Annotated in this window: 19 protein-coding genes; 11 read left to right on the forward strand and 8 right to left on the reverse strand. The window is 57.7% G+C overall.

The features are described from left to right. Nucleotides 1–2 precede the first annotated feature (2 nt). Both ACPT9Q_RS05705 and ACPT9Q_RS05710 read left to right on the forward strand, forming a co-directional pair. Nucleotides 3–950: a hydroxyacid dehydrogenase gene (locus tag ACPT9Q_RS05705; protein ID WP_427366684.1), complete on the forward strand. Its 948-nt coding sequence runs from the start codon at nucleotides 3–5 to the stop codon at nucleotides 948–950. Further along, complete coding sequence (locus ACPT9Q_RS05710) at nucleotides 940–1,854, forward strand: dihydrodipicolinate synthase family protein (protein WP_427365178.1); 915 nt, start codon at nucleotides 940–942, stop codon at nucleotides 1,852–1,854. The genes ACPT9Q_RS05705 and ACPT9Q_RS05710 overlap by 11 nt, the downstream gene beginning before the upstream one ends. 33 nt (nucleotides 1,855–1,887) lie before the next feature. On the opposite strand, the gene ACPT9Q_RS05715 is transcribed toward ACPT9Q_RS05710, so the two are convergent. Next, a complete protein-coding gene (locus tag ACPT9Q_RS05715) occupies nucleotides 1,888–3,234 on the reverse strand; it encodes a GH1 family beta-glucosidase (protein ID WP_427365179.1) in 1,347 nt (448 codons plus the stop codon). An 82-nt stretch (nucleotides 3,235–3,316) separates the two neighbouring features. Between ACPT9Q_RS05715 and ACPT9Q_RS05720 the strand changes: the two genes are divergently transcribed. Together ACPT9Q_RS05720 and ACPT9Q_RS05725 are read left to right on the forward strand one after the other, a co-directional pair. Further along, nucleotides 3,317–3,541: a DUF1659 domain-containing protein gene (locus ACPT9Q_RS05720; protein ID WP_017873519.1), complete on the forward strand. Its 225-nt coding sequence runs from the start codon at nucleotides 3,317–3,319 to the stop codon at nucleotides 3,539–3,541. Between the two features lie 13 nt (nucleotides 3,542–3,554). Next, nucleotides 3,555–3,764 (forward strand): DUF2922 family protein, encoded by a 210-nt coding sequence (locus ACPT9Q_RS05725; RefSeq protein WP_017873520.1) that lies wholly within the window; start codon nucleotides 3,555–3,557, stop codon nucleotides 3,762–3,764. Between the two features lie 32 nt (nucleotides 3,765–3,796). On the opposite strand, the gene ACPT9Q_RS05730 is transcribed toward ACPT9Q_RS05725, so the two are convergent. The 4 genes from ACPT9Q_RS05730 to ACPT9Q_RS05745 are packed head-to-tail and all read right to left on the reverse strand — an operon-like array spanning nucleotide 3,797 to nucleotide 6,646. After that, a complete protein-coding gene (locus tag ACPT9Q_RS05730; RefSeq protein WP_427365180.1) occupies nucleotides 3,797–4,045 on the reverse strand; it encodes a hypothetical protein in 249 nt (82 codons plus the stop codon). A gap of 32 nt (nucleotides 4,046–4,077) precedes the next feature. Continuing rightward, complete coding sequence (locus ACPT9Q_RS05735) at nucleotides 4,078–4,878, reverse strand: inositol monophosphatase family protein (RefSeq protein ID WP_017873522.1); 801 nt, start codon at nucleotides 4,876–4,878, stop codon at nucleotides 4,078–4,080. Between the two features lie 16 nt (nucleotides 4,879–4,894). Beyond that, nucleotides 4,895–5,980, reverse strand: coding sequence for a 6-phosphofructokinase (locus tag ACPT9Q_RS05740; RefSeq protein WP_427365181.1), 1,086 nt, complete (start codon nucleotides 5,978–5,980; stop codon nucleotides 4,895–4,897). A gap of 3 nt (nucleotides 5,981–5,983) precedes the next feature. Beyond that, a complete protein-coding gene (locus ACPT9Q_RS05745; protein ID WP_427365182.1) occupies nucleotides 5,984–6,646 on the reverse strand; it encodes a cyclase family protein in 663 nt (220 codons plus the stop codon). 92 nt (nucleotides 6,647–6,738) lie between these two features. On the opposite strand from ACPT9Q_RS05745, the gene ACPT9Q_RS05750 reads away from it, so the two are divergent. Beyond that, a complete protein-coding gene (locus ACPT9Q_RS05750; protein WP_017873525.1) occupies nucleotides 6,739–7,605 on the forward strand; it encodes a ribonuclease H-like domain-containing protein in 867 nt (288 codons plus the stop codon). Then, nucleotides 7,599–9,773 (forward strand): 1,4-alpha-glucan branching protein GlgB, encoded by a 2,175-nt coding sequence (gene glgB, locus ACPT9Q_RS05755; protein ID WP_427365183.1) that lies wholly within the window; start codon nucleotides 7,599–7,601, stop codon nucleotides 9,771–9,773. The genes ACPT9Q_RS05750 and glgB overlap by 7 nt, the downstream gene beginning before the upstream one ends. Here glgB and pdxA read toward each other — a convergent pair. Continuing rightward, nucleotides 9,741–10,739, reverse strand: a complete 999-nt coding sequence (gene pdxA / locus ACPT9Q_RS05760; RefSeq protein WP_427365184.1) for a 4-hydroxythreonine-4-phosphate dehydrogenase PdxA — start codon at nucleotides 10,737–10,739, stop codon at nucleotides 9,741–9,743. The two genes, glgB and pdxA, sit on opposite strands and share 33 nt — an antisense overlap. Continuing rightward, the gene (locus tag ACPT9Q_RS05765; protein WP_427365185.1) at nucleotides 10,736–11,887 is read right to left on the reverse strand and encodes a pyridoxal phosphate-dependent aminotransferase; all 1,152 of its coding nucleotides are present in this window, start codon (nucleotides 11,885–11,887) and stop codon (nucleotides 10,736–10,738) included. Before ACPT9Q_RS05765 ends, pdxA begins: the two co-directional genes overlap by 4 nt. A gap of 157 nt (nucleotides 11,888–12,044) precedes the next feature. On the opposite strand from ACPT9Q_RS05765, the gene ACPT9Q_RS05770 reads away from it, so the two are divergent. From ACPT9Q_RS05770 to ACPT9Q_RS05785, 4 genes are all read left to right on the forward strand, one after another. Next, the gene (locus tag ACPT9Q_RS05770; RefSeq protein WP_427365186.1) at nucleotides 12,045–12,941 is read left to right on the forward strand and encodes a permease; all 897 of its coding nucleotides are present in this window, start codon (nucleotides 12,045–12,047) and stop codon (nucleotides 12,939–12,941) included. Between the two features lie 1,281 nt (nucleotides 12,942–14,222). Further along, the gene (locus ACPT9Q_RS05775) at nucleotides 14,223–14,429 is read left to right on the forward strand and encodes a type II toxin-antitoxin system HicB family antitoxin (RefSeq protein ID WP_427365187.1); all 207 of its coding nucleotides are present in this window, start codon (nucleotides 14,223–14,225) and stop codon (nucleotides 14,427–14,429) included. After that, entirely contained in the window at nucleotides 14,422–14,643 is a 222-nt protein-coding gene (locus tag ACPT9Q_RS05780) for a type II toxin-antitoxin system HicA family toxin (RefSeq protein WP_427365188.1), read from the forward strand. The genes ACPT9Q_RS05775 and ACPT9Q_RS05780 overlap by 8 nt, the downstream gene beginning before the upstream one ends. Nucleotides 14,644–15,118: 475 nt before the next feature. Next, on the forward strand, nucleotides 15,119–16,123 hold the full coding sequence (locus ACPT9Q_RS05785) for an IS110 family transposase (protein WP_427365189.1): 1,005 nt from the start codon (nucleotides 15,119–15,121) through the stop codon (nucleotides 16,121–16,123). Nucleotides 16,124–16,599: 476 nt separating this feature from the next. Here ACPT9Q_RS05785 and ACPT9Q_RS05790 read toward each other — a convergent pair whose 3' ends face one another. Next, a complete protein-coding gene (locus tag ACPT9Q_RS05790) occupies nucleotides 16,600–17,127 on the reverse strand; it encodes a glycosyltransferase (protein ID WP_427366727.1) in 528 nt (175 codons plus the stop codon). Here ACPT9Q_RS05790 and ACPT9Q_RS05795 point away from each other — a divergent pair. Continuing rightward, a complete protein-coding gene (locus tag ACPT9Q_RS05795) occupies nucleotides 17,034–18,677 on the forward strand; it encodes a tetratricopeptide repeat protein (RefSeq protein WP_427365190.1) in 1,644 nt (547 codons plus the stop codon). The genes ACPT9Q_RS05790 and ACPT9Q_RS05795 overlap by 94 nt on opposite strands. Nucleotides 18,678–18,797 lie beyond the last annotated feature (120 nt).

The raw sequence follows: 18,797 nt of genomic DNA on the forward strand, positions 1-18,797 counted from the left end.
CCATGCCTCAATGGACGATTCTTCTTCCTCAGCCGATTGCGGAGAAGGCTCTGGGACTCCTTCGAGCGCAAAAGGACTTTGCGGTGCTCGTGTTCTCTCCTGAGGAGAAGGAGAAGGTGTGGGAATACCTTCCTCAAGCCCACGCGCTCCTTGTGCGGAGTAGCTTCAGAGTGACAAGAGAGGTTATCGACCGGGCTTTGCGTCTTCGCGTCATCTGCCGGGTAGGAGTGGGGCTGGATAATATCGACGTGGAGTATGCAAAGCAAAGAAATATCGCCGTGCTCAATACCCCGGGAGGGAACACCACCTCTGTTGCCGAGCATACCCTGGCGCTCCTTCTGGCCCTGGCCAAGGACCTCTTCTTCTACGACCGGAAGGTCAGGGAGGGCGAGTGGCGTTCCCGGTATGCGTACCGGGCTCTGGAGCTTTCAGGGAAAACCCTTGGTCTTGTGGGTTTTGGGGCAATTGGCCAGGAGGTGGCCCGCCTGAGCCTGGGATTCGGGATGAAAGTGCTGTTCTTTGACCCCTTTGTTCCGGAGGGCGTTCTCCAGGGAGCACAGAAGGTTTCGACTCTTTCTGAGCTCCTTTCCCGAAGCGACTTCGTGAGCCTCCATGTCCCCCTCACCGAGGGTACCAGACACCTCATCGGGCGGGAGGAGCTCCGGCTTATGAAGCCCACGGCCTTCCTCATCAACGTGGCCCGGGGAGCCGTAGTGGATGAAGAGGCCCTCCTTGAAGCCCTGAGGGAAGGGTGGATTCGCGGAGCAGCCCTCGATGTTTTCGAAAAAGAACCTCTTTCCGGGGATCACCCGCTTTGCTCTCTCCCCAATGTCATTCTCACGCCTCACGTTGCGGGGCTCACGCAGGAGAGTACCGAACGCGTGGCGGTGCAGGCCGCAGAGCAAATCATCGCGTTTTTCACCAGGGAAGGTGAATCCCATGAAGCCTGAAGACACAAGACAAAAGCTCACCGGGGTCTTTGCCCCCATTGTGACCCCCTTTCGGGATGATGGCACCATCGACTTTGAGGCATTGAAACGGAATGTCGAAAAGCTCTCGAAGACCCGGCTTCGGGGGTACTTTGCCCTGGGGACGAATGGAGAATTCCGGAGCCTCACGTATGACGAGAAGCTCAGAGTCATCGAGACAGTCCTTGAGGTGAAGGGTGACAAGGTCCTCATTGGTGGAGCAAGCTGTGAGTCCACCTTTGAGTCCAAAAAGCTTGCCCAGGACCTTCATCGTCTTGGGGTGGACTTTGTGAGCCTCATGCCCCCCTCCTTCTTCGCAAGGAGAATGACCGATGACGCCCTCTACGAGTACTTCACTGAAGTCGCCGAAGCAGTGGACAAACCAGTCCTCCTCTACAATAACCCTGCAGTGGCCAACAACCTCTGCCTTTCTCCTGCCCTCATTGCCCGCTTGAGCGAACACCCCAATATCCTCGGCCTCAAGGACACCTCAAAGGGGAACTACGACGCCTACATTGCCGCCTCAGAGGGGAAGGAGTTCTTCGTCCTCGCCGGGTCTGCCGACTTCGTCTTCCCGGCCCTCCTTGTGGGGGCTGTTGGAGGAGTACTGTCTCTGGCCAACGTCTTCCCTGACCTCTGCTGTGACCTGGTGGAGCTTGGACTCAGGAAAGACCTTGAGCGTGGTCTTCCCCTCCACCGCTTCGTTGCTCGACTCAATAGCCTCGTCTCTGGAAGGTACGGTGTAAGCGGGGTGAAGGCTGCCATGGACCTCTTTGGCTTTGAGGGTGGCTTCCCCAGGAAACCCTTAAAGCCCCTCGGTGAGAAAGAGAAGGAGGCTCTCGGGAAGGAAATTCAGGAGCTCCTTGCGCTCCGGCCGAAGCTGTAGTGCTCGAAAGCCCGGGGATTCCCCGGGCTTTCTTCAGCGAATGCTTCGCCTTCTTATAACCTCCCGGTAGAAGAAGAAGCTCCTTTTGGGGATGCGCTGCTGGGTGGCGTAATCGATGTACACGAGGCCGAAGCGCTTGGAAAACCCAAAGGCCCACTCGAAGTTGTCCATAATGCTCCACACGAAGTACCCCTTGACCGGATACCCCGCTTCAAGGGTCTGGTAGAGCCAGAGGAGGTGGTCCCGGAGGTAGGCTATTCGTCGCTCGTCGTTGACGGTGCCGTTTTGCAGGGTATCGGGGAAGGCGAAGCCGTTCTCGGTGATGTAGATGGTCTGAGGCTGGTATTCTTTAGTCACCCGTTCCACAATCTCGTATATCCCCCTGGGGTACACCTCCCAGCCCATGTCACTCCGCTCAACGTAAGGGTTCTGGTGTTCTCCGGTCTCAAGAACGGGTTCCTCTCCCTTTCTCACAACGTGGCGGGAGTAGTAGTTGATGCCCAGAAAATCCAGGGGCTGGGCCACAAGGGCACGCTCTTCCTCTGTGAAGGGCTCAAGGATAAAGCCCTTTTTCCGGTAGAAGGTGAGCATGTCCTCGGGGAACTGTCCCCGAAAGAGGGGGTCTAAGAAGAAGCGGTTGAGGTAGCCATCGAAGCGCCAGGCGGCCTCTCTGTCCTCCTGTTCCTCCGTAAGAGGATGGACGGGGGAGAGGTTCAGGGTGATGCCGATGGCTCCTTTCGGGTTCACCTCCCGGAAGACCCGGACCGCGTGCCCATGGGCAAGGAGGAGGTTCCGGGCCACACGAAGAGCCGCCTGGAAATCACGTTTCCCCGGGGCATGCCTGCCCTCGTAGTTCCCAATGAAGGCCACCACCCAGGGTTCGTTGTGGGTGATCCAGAGGTGTACATCGTCCCCGAAGGTCGCAAAAAGCAACCGGGCGTACTCTGCAAAGGCCTCGACGGTCTCCTCGCTCTCCCATCCTCCCCGGTCCTGGAGGGCCTGGGGGAGGTCCCAGTGGTAGAGGGTGACAACGGGTTTGATCCCCGCCTCCTTGAGCTTCTCGATGAGCCTGCGGTAGAAGGCAAGACCCTTCTCGTTCACCGCTCCTTTCCCTGAGGGCAAAACCCTGGGCCAGGAGATGGAGAAACGGTAGGCACTAACGCCGAGTTCCTGCATGAGGGCCACATCCTCTGCAAAGCAGTGGTAGTGGTCACAGGCCACATCTCCTGTGGTGCCGTCGAGGATGTTCCCCGGGGTGTGGGCGAAGCGGTCCCAGATGCTCTCCCCCTTTCCGTCCTCATTCCAGGCCCCCTCAATCTGGTACGAAGCCGTAGCCACACCGAAAAGGAAGTCTTCCGGGAAGTAACCGAGATACCCCATATCCTTTCCTCCCTTCTTCTGTTCTGTCCGTGTCGCCATTTTTCTTTAAAGGATGGAGACAAAAAACAGGAGGTGAACCACTGTGCCACCGGTTGTGGTAACCGAACAGCCCAATCGTCTTCGGGTACGTCTCCAGGTCGGGGAGAATCCTGACAACGGACGGCCCCTGACGAGAACGATCTCTTTCCGGGTGAAGGAGAACGCCACATACCAGGACCTCTACGATGTTGCCCTGGCGCTGAGCGGACTCCTCGCCTACCCCGTGTTCGACATCACCCTGACGGAGAACAAAGTCCTCGCCGAATAAGGAGGTGTAAGGGATGAGCAAGATCCTTGTGATGACCTTTCGGAACGAAGAGGGCAGGGCTTTCCGGATACGGCTCCGGTATCCCCGCGAGGACCTCTCGTCCCAGGATGTCAACGCAGTCATGGACCTCATCCTTGCCCGGAACGTTTTCGCCACTTCAGGCGGAGACCTGGTGGAGAAGGTCGGAGCGCAGATTGTCGAGACCAGCACGACCTCGCTCTGACCGAAAACGGGGGAGGGGTCTCGCCCCTCCCTTTAACCTGTGACTTCCTCGAATTCCAGAGCGGTTTTCTCGTTCATCTCCTTGAGGATTCGGTCGTTCTCTTCACCGCGGTCAGGAAGGGCTACGAAGTACGACTCCTCCCCCTTCACCCTGTAGAGGCGGACCTTTTCGGCAAGGTCCCGGGCCTTCTCGAAAGCCTCCCCCACTGACCCACACACGAGCACCCTGCCCCCCACCCTGGCGGCAAGGTCCTTCAGGTCCTTCATCTGCCACCCCTTCATGTCTCCACCTCCTCCTTTTTATTGTACCCCTTTTAGCGGAGTGTGGCGACAACCTCCTCAGGAAGGACCTGCTGGACGATTGCCGTAAGGTCGATATGGCCGTTGGAGGCGCAGAGGGAGCGGCTTACGTAGCTCCAAGGTCTTCCGGAGAGTTCTCGCACCACTCCCCCGGCTTCTTCCACAAGACACACCCCGGCAGCGACATCGTAAAAGGACACCCCAAGCTGAAGGTATCCCTCACACCTTCCACAGGCGACATACGCCAGGCCCAGCGCAGCGCTTCCAAAGGACCGAAGCGCCTGGCATTCTCCAAGGATATGCCCGTAAATGGGTGCGAGGACCTCAAAGCGCCTTCTGGTGTGGGGAAATCCAGTGATAACAATGGCCTCGTGGAGCAGAGTGGTCCGGGAGACGGTGATACGTTTGCCGTTGAGAAAGGCCCCCTCTCCTCTGAGGGCCCAGAAGAGCTCTTGGAGCGCCGGGGCGTAGAGCACCCCAAGAACCGGGGTTCCTTCAAGGAAATACGCAATGGAGACGGCGTAAAAGGGGAGGCCGTGGATGTAGTTACTCGTCCCGTCGATGGGGTCAATGACCCAGGTACGGGAGAAGTCCGCAAGGGGTTCCTGGCTCTCCTCTCCCCAGACGGTGTCCTCGGGGAAGGATCGACGGAGCTCCTCGACAATTCGGGCCTGCGCCTCCTTATCTACCTCGGTCACCACGTCAATCGGGCTTGATTTGGCTTCAATATGCCGTATGGAGTGGACATGTTCCAGGACAAAGGTGCCGACTTTCTGCGCAATAGCTTTGGCCTTCTCCAGACGTTCAGTAAGCACTGCACCACACGCTCCTTCATGCTCCAAGGTAGGTTCCCATGGAACGGGCAATATCAAGAAGCGGAGAGTCTAAAGGAACAGTCTTCAGACAGGCGATGGCCTCTTCGATTCGGGCCGGGACGATGTCCTGCCCCCGCACGGCCGGGAAATACCCGAATTGCCCCTGCGCCACAAGGTCAACGGCCCAGGCTCCGAGTCGTGTAGCCAGGACCCTGTCGAAGGCGGTGGGTGAGCCGCCCCGCTGCAGGTGACCCAGAATCACCACGCGGGTTTCAAGGCCCGTCTTCTCCTCAATAGCCCGCCCCACGACGTGGCTCACTCCTCCAAGGCGAATCTGGTCGTGGCTTTCCCGTACAACCCGCTGGACCACAAGGTCCCCACCCCGGGGACGGGCTCCCTCGGCCACGACGACGATGCTGAAGCGCTTGCCTCTCTTGCGGCGCTCGAGGATGAATTCGCACACGCCCTCAATGTCGAAGGGAATCTCTGGAATGAGGATGACGTCACCCCCTCCGGCGATGCCCCCATGGAGGGCAATCCACCCTGCGTACCGCCCCATCACCTCAATGACCATGACCCGGTGGTGGGACTGGGCGGTGGTGTGGAGGCGGTCTATGGCTTCGGTCACAACATGGACGGCCGAATCAAACCCGAAGGTGATGTCGGTGGCGTTGAGGTCGTTGTCGATGGTTTTGGGGACACCAACCACCGGAACCCCAAGCCGCGAAAGCTCTGCGGCAATGTGGAACGTTCCATCGCCCCCGATGGCGATGAGGGCAGAGAGGCCGAGTTCCGTGAAGTGTCGCAGGACGTCCCGGGAGCGGTCCTCAAAGGTGACCTCGTCTCCCTGCCGTACCGGGTACCGGAAGGGATTCGCCCGGTTGGAGGTCCCAAGGATTGTCCCCCCAAGGGGGAGAATACCGGAGACATCGTTGTAGCGGAGTTCCCGGAAACGCCCTTCCACCAGTCCTTCAAACCCGTCGAGAATCCCGATGACCTCATAGTCGTACTTGAGGATGGCCCGCTTCACCACCGCGTGGATCACGGCGTTGATGCCCGGGCAATCCCCACCGCCGCTCAGAACGCCAATGCGCTGCCGCATACGTCACCTCCTCACCAGGGCCACAGCCCGCGTGAGACTCGAGTCAATCCCCCGGGCTTTATAGGGGAAGGCAATGAGGAAAAAGGGGTTCTCCTGCACCGCTTTGAGGTTGGCCAGTCCTTCAAGGAGGAGGATGTCGGCAGAGAGGAGAATCTCGTGGAGCTTCCGGGTAGCGGCAACATCCTTCCCCAGACGCACGAGGTGGTCAATCCCGAGCATCTTCAGGCCTCTGTCCCGAATCCAGAGGGCGGCCTCAGGGGTGAAACAGGGGAGGAGACTCCTGTCCTTTGTGGTGTTGAAGCGCGACACCGTTTCTTCGTCGAGGTTCCTCGCGATGAGGATGTCTCCTGGGGCAACCTTCCCTTCAAGGCGATAAGCAAGGAAAGCTTCCGTGAGCAGCCGGTCTTCCGGAACCTTCTCGATGTCGAGGAACCAGGCTCTGCCCCAGAAGGCCGAAAGGGGAAAATCGGCAAGGTCTTTCCCTACCTCAAAAAAGTGTAGCGGTCCCTCAAGGTGCGTCCCCACGTGGGTGTGGGTGGAGATGAGGTACTTGGTGGTGGCGTCATGGAGCAGTGACCTCGTGGTGACGAAGGGCCGCTCTTCGGTCCCTGGTGGCACAACTTCCACCGAGAGGTCCACAAGGAGGTATTCGTCACAGAGTGCCATAACCTGCACTTCCTTTCTCTCCGGGTCCTTGGAAAAAACTCCCCCCGTATTTTACAATATTGCCTGAGAAGATGCATACTGCGGGGGGCGTCATGCTCTCTTCGACATTCTGTCACATTCCTCAGGTGGGGGAGAGGACCGAGTGGCGCATCTGGGAGGCAGGGATATGGACCTGGGAAGATGCGCTGGCGAGCCCGCTTCTTGATACCCTTTTTTCGAGGTCCCTGGCTTTTCATCTCCGGTCGTTTCTTGAGAGGTCTCTCCTGCGTCTTGAGGAGGAGGACATCGCCTTTTTCGGGGAGCACCTCCCCGGGAGGGAACTCTGGCGCCTTTTCCCCGAGTTTCGCCACCAGGCGGTTTTCCTCGATATCGAAACCACGGGGCTCAACCCTCCCGAAGACTATGTCACCGCCATCACCCTCTTTGATGGGTACCGCATAAAGACCTTCATCCATGGCATGAACCTTCGGGATTTCCTCGAGGAGGTCATGGCGTACCGGTTCATCATCACCTTCAACGGGAAGTGTTTCGATCTGCCGTTTCTTGAACGAAGCCTCAGGGTGCGTCTTCCCCAGGTGCACCTTGACCTCCGCTACGTCATGAAAAGCCTTGGTTTCAGCGGGGGCCTGAAGGCCTGTGAACGGGCAATTGGCATTGACCGGGGACCGTTGCGGGGGGTTGATGGGTACACGGCGGTACTCCTCTGGCGGAAGTACCAGGATGGGTGTCCGGAGGCTCTGGAGACTCTTCTTGCCTACAACGTTGCCGATACCGTGAACCTCGAGCGCCTCATGGTCTTCGCCTACAACGAGAAGGTCCGCCGTCTCCCCCTTTCCCGCCCGCTGCTTCCTGAGCCCCGCAAGCGAATCCTCATTCCCTACCGGGTCCATGAAGAAATCCTCGACGAGGTGTTCTTCGAACGCCTGCGGATGCTCTCGCGAAAGGGGGAGGTATGGTGAAGGACATCTGCGAGGCGCTTGTGCGGGGTGACCTCTCTGACCCCTCCTTTTTCCTGGGGATGCACCGGGAGAGCGAAACCGTGGTCGTTCGGGTTTTCCGGCCCTTTGCCGAAAGTGTTACCGTGCTTTCCCGGGATGGAAGAAAACGCTACCCTGCCGAGCGGGTCCACCCCGGGGGGGTTTTCGTGGCAAGAACCGGAGAACGGGAGACTTTTCCGTACCTTCTTGAAATCGTGGAGGATGGCCGGACCTTCGTCCTTCCTGACCCCTACGCCTTCCCCCCACTTTTGACCGATTTCGACCTCCACCTTTTCAATGAGGGGACCCATGCCCGGGTCTATGAGAAGCTCGGCGCCCATGTGGTGGTGCTTGAGGGATTTCCAGGGGTGCACTTTGCCGTCTGGGCGCCCAATGCCTTTCGGGTGAGCGTGGTGGGGGATTTCAACCGCTGGGATGGGCGGGTGCACCTCCTCCGACCCCGGGGGAGTTCGGGGGTCTGGGAAATCTTCGTCCCGGGGATTGGGGAAGGAGAAAAGTACAAGTTTGAGATCAAGACCAAAGAAGGACACCTCCTTTTGAAGGCTGACCCTTATGCCTTTTTCTCCGAAGTCCGCCCAAAAACCGCTTCCATCGTCTTCGACCTCTCTGGCTTCCCCTGGCAGGACGCTGAGTGGATGGAGCGGCGAAAGACCGTGGACCTCCTCTCTTCCCCCATGAACATCTATGAGGTGCACCTCGGTTCCTGGAGGCGGAAACCCGACGGGTCGTTCCTTTCCTACCGGGAAATCGCCGAAGCACTCATTCCTTATGTGAAGGAAATGGGGTACACCCACATTGAGCTTTTGCCTTTAGCCGAGCACCCCTTCGACGGCTCCTGGGGGTATCACGTCACCGGGTACTTTGCCCCTACAAGCCGCTTTGGGACACCCAGGGACTTCATGGCCTTTGTGGATTTGTGCCACCGGGAGGGCATTGGGGTCATCCTCGACTGGGTTATTGCCCACTTCCCCAAAGACGCCCATGGCCTTGGACGGTTTGACGGAACAGGGCTCTATGAGCACCTTGACCCCAGGAAAGGCGAACACCCCCACTGGGGGAGCTACATCTTCAACTACGGGCGCTGTGAAGTGCGGAGTTTTCTCCTCTCCAACGCCTTTTTCTGGTTTGAGAAGTTCCACATCGACGCCCTGCGGGTTGATGCCGTGGCCTCAATGCTCTACCTTGATTACGGGCGGAAGGAGGGAGAGTGGGTTCCGAACCGCTTCGGGGGGAAGGAGAACCTCGAAGCCATCGATTTTTTACGCTTCCTCCACGAGCGGGTGTACACCGCCTTTCCCGGCATTGCCACCATCGCTGAGGAATCCACTGCCTGGCCCGGGGTGACCCTGCCGCCTTACGCAGGGGGGCTGGGGTTCCTCTTCAAGTGGAACATGGGCTGGATGAACGACATCCTCCTCTACATGAGCAAGGACCCTATCTACCGGAAGTACCACCACACGAACCTCACCTTCCCCATCTGGTACGCCTTTTCCGAGAACTTCATCCTCCCTCTTTCGCACGATGAGGTGGTGCACGGAAAACGGAGTCTCCTCGAGAAGATGCCCGGTGATGACTGGCAGAAGTTCGCTAACCTCCGGCTCCTTTTCGGCCTCATGTTCGGGTACCCCGGGAAGAAGCTCCTCTTTATGGGTGGGGAGTTTGGGCAGCGCCAGGAGTGGAACCACGATACAGAATTAGACTGGTTCCTTCTTGATCATGATCCGCACCGGAAACTCCACCGCTACGTTCAAGACCTCAACCATCTGTACCTGCGGGAGCGGGCGCTGTGGGAGTGCGATACAAAACCCGAGGGCTTTGAGTGGATTGACTGCCACGATGCCGAGAACTCCGTGATTGCCTTTCTCCGAAAAAGCAAAGACCCTGGCGACTTCCTCGTTTTTGTCCTGAATTTCACACCTGTCCCTCGCTTTGCCTACCGTGTTGGGGTTCCCCGGCCGGGATTCTACGAGGAAATCCTGAACAGCGACTCGGCGTTCTACTACGGCAGCAATCTCGGCAACCTCGGAGGTGTGTGGGCCGAAGAGGTCCCCGCCCACGGAAGACCATACTCCCTTTCCCTGACCCTCCCCCCTCTTTCATGTTGCATCTTCAAGTGGCGGGGCGTATAAAGGTGCGTACCGGGCGGCAATCCGGCAGGCTTCGTACATGCTCTCAAAACGCGCCACGCCCCTCCCAGCGATGTCGAAGGCCGTTCCATGGTCTGGAGAGGTCCGCAGGAAAGGAAGCCCCAGGGTGACGCTCACGGTCCGGAAAAAGTCGAGGCATTTCGTGGCGATATGCCCCTGGTCGTGGTAGAGGGAAATGACGGCGTCGAATTTCCCCTGGAAGGCGAAGAAAAAGACCGAATCCGCAGGGTAAGGGCCGGAAATCTCGTACCCTTCCTGCCGGAGGAAAGACACAGCCGGGGCAATTTCTTCCTGTTCCTCTCTCCCCAGAAGCCCTCCTTCTCCAGCATGAGGATTGAGCGCAGCAAAGGCCACCCGGGGGTTTTCCATACCTAAGGCCCGAAGGTACAGGAAGACAAGCCGGGCAAAATGGACAAGTGTCTCTTGCTTTACCCGGGCTATGGCTTCCCGGAGGGGGAGGTGTCTTGTGAAGAAGAAGACCCGCAGGTCCCCCACCTGGAACATGGTGAGGGCTTCTTTCGCTTGAGTGAGCGCTTCAAGCATCTCGGTGTGGCCGATGTAAGGGACGGAGGCCCTGTGGAGTGCTTCCTTACTGATGGGGGCAGTGACCAAAGCATCGACAAAACCTGAGAGGGCAAGCTCCACTGCTTTGCGGACGTATTCGAAGCTCGCCTGCCCGCACACCGGGGAAATCTCCCCAAAGGAGAAGGTCTTCGGGTCGGCGTTGGCAAGGTCAAGGAGGAAAGGTCCGTTGCCTTCGAGGGGGAAGCGGGCCTCCTTCCAGGGGATGGAAACCCCAAGGATGCGCTCGGCTTCTGCAAGAACCCTTCGATCACCCACCACACAGGCCTCGGCCTCAAGGCCCCAGTGGGCCAGAGTTCCTACTACGATTTCCGGTCCCACTCCGGCAGGGTCGCCCATGGTGAGGGCAAGAACCGGAACCTTCATCGCCTTTCCCTCCTGAAGGCTACGAGTCTCCGGATACCCTCTTCCACGTCTTCTCTTTTCCGGCAAATGGAGATTCGCACGAACCCTTCGCCACTCTCGCCAAAAGTGTCCCCAGGGGCCAGGGCGACGGATTTCTCCCGGAGGAAAGCCTTGCAGAAGTCCAGAGAGGTCATGCCGAATTCCCGCACATCAACCCAGATGTAGTAGCCTCCCTGGGGTTCGAAAAAGCGGAACCCCCCATCCCTGAGAAGGTCTGAAGCCACGCGGACGTTGCCCCTGTAGTACTCCACCATTGTCTGGACTTCCTCTTCGGGAAGGTCAAGGGCAATTTCTGCCGCTTTCTGGGAGAGGTGAGAGGTGCAGGCGATGAGGTATTCGGCAACCTTGGCAAGATGAGGCACGAGATCCTTTGGCGCCACCATGTACCCCACCCGCCATCCAGTAAGAGCATAGGTTTTGGAGAAGGAGAAGATGCTCACCAGGCGCTCCGGAGCAACGAACCGGAAAAGCCCCAGGTGTTCTCCCTGGTAGATGTACTTCTCGTAGGCCTCATCGGAGATGACGAGGAGGTCGTATTTTTCGGCAAGGCGAGCTAAGGTTTCAAGGACTTCGCGGGGGAAAACCACGCCGAGGGGGTTTGAGGGCGAGTTCACGAGGATAGCTCTGGTTTTTGGGGTAATGCACCGCTCGATTTCGGCAAAATCGGGAAGGTAGTCGTTCTTGGGGCGGAGGTGGTAGTGAACGGCCCGACCACCGCAGAGGCCCACCTGGAAGAGGTGGTTGGTGAATCCAGGGTCTGGCACGAGCACCTCGTCCTGAGGCCCAAGAATCGTGCGGAAAACCGTCACTGTCCCAAAGAGCGACCCGGGAAGCACGATGACCTCATCGGGAGTAACCTCCCAGCCTTTGTCTTTTCTGAGCTTTTCGGCGATTTTTGCCCGGAGGCTCGGGATGCCCACTGTGGGGGTGTAGCGGATTTCTCCCTGGAAGAAGAAGTCCCTGAGTCCCTCAAGAATCGGCTGGGGCGTGGGGAAATGGGGTTCACCCATTTCGAGGCGAATGGCCCCAGGGAGCGAGAGCGCCATGCCCATGAGTTCCCGGATACCGGAGCGAGGGAGATTCAGGATGTCTTCAGGGATATGGACCATGAGTTTTCTCCTCCGTTTTTGGTCGTATTATACCGCAGGGTGCAGAAGGCGGGGGAGGTTGCTTCAGGATACACCCCCTTTTTGGCAGGTTTCTGGCGTTCCGGCTGTTTTTCGGGTATATTTAAGACACCTTCGTGATCCGGGAGGATAACAAGCGATGCTTCTTCTTGCGGCCGTTCGGGAATTTCTGCTTGGCGCAGGAGAACTCGCCCTCTTGTTTTTCGGGATTGCTTTCGTTCTGGAATGGGTGCTCCTCTTTTTTCCGGAAGAACGTATCGAGGGCATTCTGACCCGGAAAAGGCCTGCGGTGCTTTCGAGTCTTCTTGGGGGAGCCTTTGGTGCCCTGACGCCTCTGTGTTCGTATTCCACCGTTCCTCTGGCAATTTCCTTCCTTCGCTTTGGCGTGCCCTTTGAGGCAGTGGCTTCGTTCCTCCTTGTTTCGCCGCTTCTCAATCCTGTTCTCGCCTCATTTCTTGCCACCCTTTTTGGGTGGCAGTGGACGGTCCTGTATACCGTTCTCATCTTTTCCCAGACCGTGCTTTTGGGGTACCTCTTTGCCCTGGTACCGGTGTCTTTCTGGGTGCGGGATGACTGTCCCCGCTCCAGGAATCTCTCCCTTTCCTCGCGGAGGGGTGTTCTGCGGGAGGGGTTCCGGCGGGTGCTTTGTGGGGTGTGGGACCTTGCAAAAAGCATTCTCCCCTTCCTCCTTCTCGGGAGTGCCCTTGGGGTTTTGGTGGAATTTTTCCTCCCCCAGGATGTCCTCTTTCGGGTCATTGCCCCCCGGGATCCTGGGGCAATTCTCTGGGTCTCACTCCTTGGGATTCCCCTGTACTTGCGGGCGGAACTCGTGTTGCCCCTGGGGAAGGCCTTCCTGGAGAAGGGGGTGAGCTCCGGGGTTATTGTGGCTTTTCTGGTGAGCGGAGCAGGAGGGGTGAGCATTCCCGAGCTTGCGCTGCTTTTCTCTGCCTTTCGCCCCCGCTTTGTCCTCCTTTTTGCCCTTCTCATTTTCCTCCTTGCGGTGGAGATGGGCTTTATCTTTTTCGTCCTCGGGTAGTTTTCAGCCTTGAACCCTTCGTTTTTCGCCCTTTCTGTTACTGTGGGTCATCTTTTCCCCTCCTCTTTGTCACCGTGACCTCTCCTTTGTCACTGCGAGCTCGTCGTTTCGTCCCCTTTCTCTGTCACTGCGAGCCTCGTTTGTTCGTTGAGCGAAGCAGCCTCGTTTTTCGCGATTGTGAGACTGCTTCGCTTCGCTCGCAGTGACAAAAGAGAGGGACTGCTTCGTCGCTTTCGCTCCTTGCCCCCTTCCCTGTCTCTGCGAGGTCGTCTTTTCGTCCCCGAAGCAGTCTCGCCTCCCAGGAGTCATTGCGAACCTCGTTTTTTCGTCTGGCAAAGCAATCCCGTGAGACTGCTTCGCTTCGCCCACGGTGACACACAAAGGTAGTCACTGCGAGGTCGTATTTTCGCCCTTTTCCTGTGTCACTGCGAGCTCGTAGTTTCGTCTGCGAAGCAGTCTCAACCACCGGATTGCTTCGGGCCTTCGGCCCTCGCAATGACCAGCGAAAAGAGTCACTGCGAGGTCGTCGTTTTGTTTCCGAAGCAGTCTCTGAGACTGCTTCGCTTCGCTCGCAGTGACAAGAAAAAGGAATCCTGCGGTGACAGAAAAGGGCTCGCGATAACTCCCATTGTGTCACTGTGAGGTCGTATTTTCGTTTCTGAAGCAGTCTCTCCTTTCCTCACCTCAGGAAATACGAGACCGCTTCGTCGCTTCGCTCCTCGCGGTGACAGAAGAAGAGGTGTCACTGCGAGGTCGTAGTCTCGCCTCCGAAGCAATCTCGTTTTTTGCCTTTTGAGTGGTTGCTGCGAGGTCAGAGTTTCGTTTCTGAGGTAGTCTCTGAGATTCCTCGCCGCTTTGTGGCTCGGAAGGACAGGAGAAAGGAGGCGAAGCAGTCTCGTTTCCTGTGGTCCTGAGACCGCTTCGTCGCTTCGCTCCTCGCAGTGACAAAAAAGAAACCTCGCAGTGACCCCCGGCACGTCATTGCGAGCTCGTGGTTTCGTTTGCGAAGCAATCTCAGGAACTCTTCCGGGTCTTCGTTCCCCGCAACGGCAGGAAAGACACCTGCCAGATTGCTCTGTCACTGCGTTCCCCAAAACAACGCACAAAAAGGGTCGTTACGAGCTTATGGCCTTATCTACGCAGGAATCTCCCATCCCGGTTCCCAGGTTGCCCCGGGGAAATTGCCCTTCCAGTGGCAAAGAGTATCCCCGGGAGAACATTGCGACCTTGACCGCTCCCCACTCGGTGGTAGAATGGGAAGTAGAATCCCGGAGGTTTTCCATGAGAACCATCGACTTTGTCCTCTGGAAAGAGGACCGGTACTATGTCGCCCAGTGTTTGAACGTGGACGTCTCGTCTTTTGGGGAGACCATTGCAGAGGCTATAGCCAACCTCAAGGAGGCCGTGGAGCTCTACCTTGAGGGGGAAGAGGTTGCCCTTCAAGAAATCGACGAAATCATGATTGGTAGAGAGAAAATACGTGCCTGAGCTCTACTCCTCAAAAGAAGTCGAGACGGTTCTAAGAAGACTTGGTTTTTCCTTTGTCTCCCAGAAGGGTTCTCACGGCAAATTCAGGCACCCCTCGGGAAGGGTGGTCATTCTCCCCATGGGGAGGCGGGAAATCCCGATGGGGACCATGAGGAGCATCCTCCGCCAGATGGGAATCTCGGAAGAAGAATTTCGGAGAATCCTTCAGGAGTAATTTCTGGGAAAATCGTCCTCTGCCAGGAACCCTTCGCCGCCTGAAAGGTTTTTGTCCCTCGGGGAGTCGCTGCAAACCTCGTTTTTCGCCCTTCCCTTTTGTCACCGCGAGGTCGTAGGTACCGCCCTTTTCCCCTGTCACTGCGATCCTCGTTTTTTGCCCAGCGAAGCAGTCTTGACTGCCGGATTGCTTCGGGCCTTCGGCCCTCGCAATGACTGACGAAGGCGTCATCGTATATTACACCCGTAGTCAATCACTTCTTCACTGTGTTAACTTACTGAGGTAGAAGACGAAGGTGGAGGAAGGACGTGGGCGTCGGGGTCGTGGTCTTAAGAAGACCGTTCGCAATGCTGTCCCCCACCTTCCCCTCTCCCAAGGCTTGACAGAATATGAGGCGGAAGAGCCTGCATGGTGCACGATGAGAGCCTGAGAGAGGGAGGATACAGGAAGACGAAGAGAAAGGAGGAGAGTACTGGTGAAGAGGAAACTCGTGGTGGGCATCGATGTGGGGAAGGAGAGTTATGCGGTGAGTGTCTTCGATGGCAGAGCATACCTTTTCCAGGGTCTTACCCCTGCTCATCCAGAGACCTTCCTGAAGAGGGTGACTCCCCATCTCCCCCAGGATGCTGCGGAGGTCCTCTTCGTCATGGAGGCCACCGGGGTCTACTCCCTGAAGCTGGCCCTATTTCTGGTCCAGGGAGGACACCGGGTGAGCGTGGTGAATCCCTTTGTGGTGAGGAAGTATGCGGAGATGCGCCTGCGCCGGACCAAGACTGACCCAGCTGACTCCAGGATCCTGGCCCAGTTCGGGTTCTTCGCCTCCCCTCCACCCTTCGTCCCCAGGGACAAGAAGGCCTACCTCCTTGAGGAGATCCAGAAGACCATCGAGGACTACCAGAAAAGGAGGACCGAAATCCTCAACCACCTGGAGGCCCTCCATCACCATCCCTTCCCCCACCCCAGGCTCCAAAAGCTCTACGAGGAGGAACTCCAGAGAATCGAAGAGACCCTGAGGACCTTAGAGAAGGAAGCCGAAGACCTGGCCCTCCAGTATGCCCCAAGAGAGTACGAGCTCCTCCTGAGCATCCCTGGGGTAGGGAAGAGGCTGGCCTGTGCCATTTTGGGCATCCTCTCTCCCCTCACCCGCTTTGCAAGGAGTAAGGAACTCGCAAGCTTTCTGGGTCTTGCTCCCCAGATAGACCAGTCCGGGAAGAGGAAGGAACGAGCCTGGCTGAGCAAAAGGGGGAATCCCTTCCTGCGGAAGCTCCTTTTCCTTGCGGCCCTCAGTGCTTCCCGGTTCAATGAGCAGTGCAGGGTGCTCTATGAACGCCTACTCTCCCGGGGAAAACCCAAGAAGGTGGCCCTGATTGCCGTAGCCAACAAGCTCCTGCGGCAGATCTTCGCCATCCTGAGGAGTGGGATTCCCTATGATCCCCATTACTTAGAACGGAAAAGGAGTCTTGCCTTCCAGGGGACTTGACTTTGAACACAGAACATTGCGAGGTCGCCGTTTCGATCTTTTTCTCTGTCACTGCGAGCCTCGTTTTTTGCCCAGCGAAGCAGTCTTAGAGATTCCTCGCCGCTTCGCGGCTCGGAATGACCGGTCAAAAGAGTCACTGCGAGGTCGTTTGTTTCCGAAGCAGCCTTGACTGTCGGGGGTCACTGCGAGCTCGTAATTTCGTCTGCGAAGCAGTCTCCTCTCTCATCCTGTGGAGATACGAGATTGCTTCGCTTCGCTCGCAACGGCGAAGAAATACCGCCGGATTGCTTCGCTTCGCTCGCAACGACAAAGAAACATCCATCGGATTGCTTCGAGACTTCGCCCCTCGCAATGACTGGCGAAAAGAGTCACTGCGAGGTCGTCGTGTCGCCTCCGAAGCAGTCCCGTACCTGGATTATTGCATCGCTTTTCCCTGGAGCGGCAGGGAGAAAGGCCCCACCACAGCGCGGAGCCCTTCACCCTGTGGTCCTGGAGAATGGAGAAAGAGAGGCATTTCTTGCGATACCCTGGAGCACCTCTTCGAACTTCAGTGCTTGCTTTTCCAGGCTGAACTCAAGGGCAGTTGCTCTTCCTCTCTCTTCGAGGACCTTCCGGGCTTCTTCGTTTTGCAGGAGAAAGACGAGAGCATAGGCAAGCGAATCCACGTCTCCCGGTTCGGCAAGGAGAGCGTTGTAGCCCTCCTGAGCGTAGGTTCTGATACCGCCGCAGTCTGTGGCAACCACTGCCGTGCCCGAAGCCATGGCCTCAAGAGGGGGAAGGCCAAAGCCCTCGTACCAGGAGGTGAAAAGGAAAACAGTGGCTTCCCGGTAGTATCTGGCACAGTTTTTTCTCCAGAGTGAGGGGTTAAGCTTTTTGCATTCCTGTCGATAATCTCTGAGGGGTGGTGCAGATGCTCCAGGTGGTGGCAGAAGGAACTCCCGCTTTTGAGGAACTCCTCGAAAGAGGAGATGCGCTCCTTCGGGAGGGGCGTTTCGCCGAGGCAGAGGAGTGTTTCCGGAGGGCTCAGGATACCGGGAAAGACCACTTCATCCTGGCCAATGGCCTTGGGGTTCTGGCCTATCACCGGGGAAGGTACAGGGAAGCGGAGAAGCTCCTCAGGAAGGCGGTGCGGCTCAATCCGGAGTATGCCGAGGGGTGGAATAACCTCGGGGCGGTGTACGTGGCACAGGGAAAGCTTTCTGATGCCAGGGCCTCCTTTGCCCATGCCCTGCGGCTTTTCCCCGACCTTCGGGATGCCCAGGAGAATTACCTCTTCATGTGCGAGAAGATGAAAGTTCGCTTCCCTTCCCTGAGCCTCTGCATGATTGCGAAAAACGAAGAAGCCAATCTCCCTCGGGTTCTGTCCTCTGTTTGTGGCCTTGTGGACGAGATCATCCTCGTCGATACCGGGTCTTCAGATCAGACCCGGGAGATTGCCCGCTCTTTTGGAGCCCGGGTGTACGATTTCCCCTGGTGTGACGACTTTGCTGCGGCAAGGAACGAGGCCCTTCGCCATGCCACCGGAGAATGGATTCTCGTGCTCGATGCCGATGACGAGGTGGACAAAGCGGAATTCCTCCGGCTTAAGGCGCTCCTTGGGGTGACGGATTGCACGGGGTTCATGCTCCCCATCCGGAGTCCCCTGGACCGCGAGGACCGCAACGTCATGACCAACTACCTCGTCCGGGTATTCCGCAATGACCCCCGCATCCGCTTCCGGAGGAGAGTCCACGAGACGGTTGAGGGTGCCATCCTCTCCATGGGCGGGAAGATTTTCCGCCTGACCACGGTTGCCATCCTCCACCACGGCTACAGGGAAGCGAAGAAGGTTGCGGAGAAAGTTGATCAACGGAACTTCCGCCTTTTGCTTCTTGCCCTCAAGGAGAACCCGAAAGACCCCGATATCCTCGCTTACCTCGGGCGTTCGTACCTTTTCCGGGGAGAGCAAAAGAAAGCCCGGGCACTCTTTGAGAAGGTGCTCCGCCTCTCGAAGGGCTTTGGGTTTTCGACGCTTTCTGTGCACCTTGATCTTGCCTTCATGGAGGGCATGGAGGGGAATACGGCGAAAGCCCTGGAGTACCTGGCCCGGGTCGAGGAGCACGACCCGTATCTTCCGGACCTCTGGTACGTGTACGGCAAGGTGTACGAGAGAGCCGGAGAGTGGGAAAAAGCCCTGGAATCCTTCGAGAAAGTCCTCACAGTCGATGCCACAAAGAGTACATCCCTCATGGTCTTTTTCCGGGTGGACTTTGCGGACCTCCACGTGGCTCTCGCCCAGTGTGCGGCAATGGTGGGAGACGAAGAGAAAGCCGAGCGCTATGCCCGGAAAGCTTTCGAGCACTGTCCTGAAGACCCGGGAGTGCTCAACAACCTCGCAGTAGCCCTGATTCGGCGGGGCCGTGCTGAAGAAGCCGAAGAGTACCTCGAGCGGGCCCTGCGCCTTGACCCTGGAAACGGCACGATTCTCGGCAACCTCCTCCAGCTCCTTGTGGAAGAGGGGAAAATCGACAAGGCGAAGTCGTACCTTGTACGGCTTCGGGAAAGCCTCGGGTAAAAATTTTTGTTCTCCCCCTAAAGTTCCGGGAAACCCGGTCGATATATCAGGGTGGAAAGCGGGAAAAGGAGGTGAACGGGAGGAGAAAGGGGAAAAGGGAAGAGCAGGAGAACTCAGTTG

Source organism: Candidatus Caldatribacterium saccharofermentans, from assembly GCF_050267035.1.
In the GTDB taxonomy this organism is placed as follows: domain Bacteria; phylum Atribacterota; class Atribacteria; order Atribacterales; family Caldatribacteriaceae; genus Caldatribacterium; species Caldatribacterium saccharofermentans.

Excerpts from the sequence above, each read along its gene's own strand:
- ACPT9Q_RS05705 (WP_427366684.1), top strand. The coding sequence starts at position 3 with ATGCCTCAATGGACGATTCTTCTTCCTCAGCCGATTGCGGAGAAGGCT.
- ACPT9Q_RS05710 (WP_427365178.1), top strand. The coding sequence starts at position 940 with ATGAAGCCTGAAGACACAAGACAAAAGCTCACCGGGGTCTTTGCCCCC.
- ACPT9Q_RS05715 (WP_427365179.1), bottom strand. The coding sequence starts at position 3,234 with ATGGGGTATCTCGGTTACTTCCCGGAAGACTTCCTTTTCGGTGTGGCT.
- ACPT9Q_RS05725 (WP_017873520.1), top strand. The coding sequence starts at position 3,555 with ATGAGCAAGATCCTTGTGATGACCTTTCGGAACGAAGAGGGCAGGGCT.
- ACPT9Q_RS05730 (WP_427365180.1), bottom strand. The coding sequence starts at position 4,045 with ATGAAGGGGTGGCAGATGAAGGACCTGAAGGACCTTGCCGCCAGGGTG.
- ACPT9Q_RS05740 (WP_427365181.1), bottom strand. The coding sequence starts at position 5,980 with ATGCGGCAGCGCATTGGCGTTCTGAGCGGCGGTGGGGATTGCCCGGGC.
- ACPT9Q_RS05745 (WP_427365182.1), bottom strand. The coding sequence starts at position 6,646 with ATGGCACTCTGTGACGAATACCTCCTTGTGGACCTCTCGGTGGAAGTT.
- ACPT9Q_RS05750 (WP_017873525.1), top strand. The coding sequence starts at position 6,739 with ATGCTCTCTTCGACATTCTGTCACATTCCTCAGGTGGGGGAGAGGACC.
- glgB (WP_427365183.1), top strand. The coding sequence starts at position 7,599 with ATGGTGAAGGACATCTGCGAGGCGCTTGTGCGGGGTGACCTCTCTGAC.
- pdxA (WP_427365184.1), bottom strand. The coding sequence starts at position 10,739 with ATGAAGGTTCCGGTTCTTGCCCTCACCATGGGCGACCCTGCCGGAGTG.
- ACPT9Q_RS05765 (WP_427365185.1), bottom strand. The coding sequence starts at position 11,887 with ATGGTCCATATCCCTGAAGACATCCTGAATCTCCCTCGCTCCGGTATC.
- ACPT9Q_RS05770 (WP_427365186.1), top strand. The coding sequence starts at position 12,045 with ATGCTTCTTCTTGCGGCCGTTCGGGAATTTCTGCTTGGCGCAGGAGAA.
- ACPT9Q_RS05775 (WP_427365187.1), top strand. The coding sequence starts at position 14,223 with ATGAGAACCATCGACTTTGTCCTCTGGAAAGAGGACCGGTACTATGTC.
- ACPT9Q_RS05795 (WP_427365190.1), top strand. The coding sequence starts at position 17,034 with ATGCTCCAGGTGGTGGCAGAAGGAACTCCCGCTTTTGAGGAACTCCTC.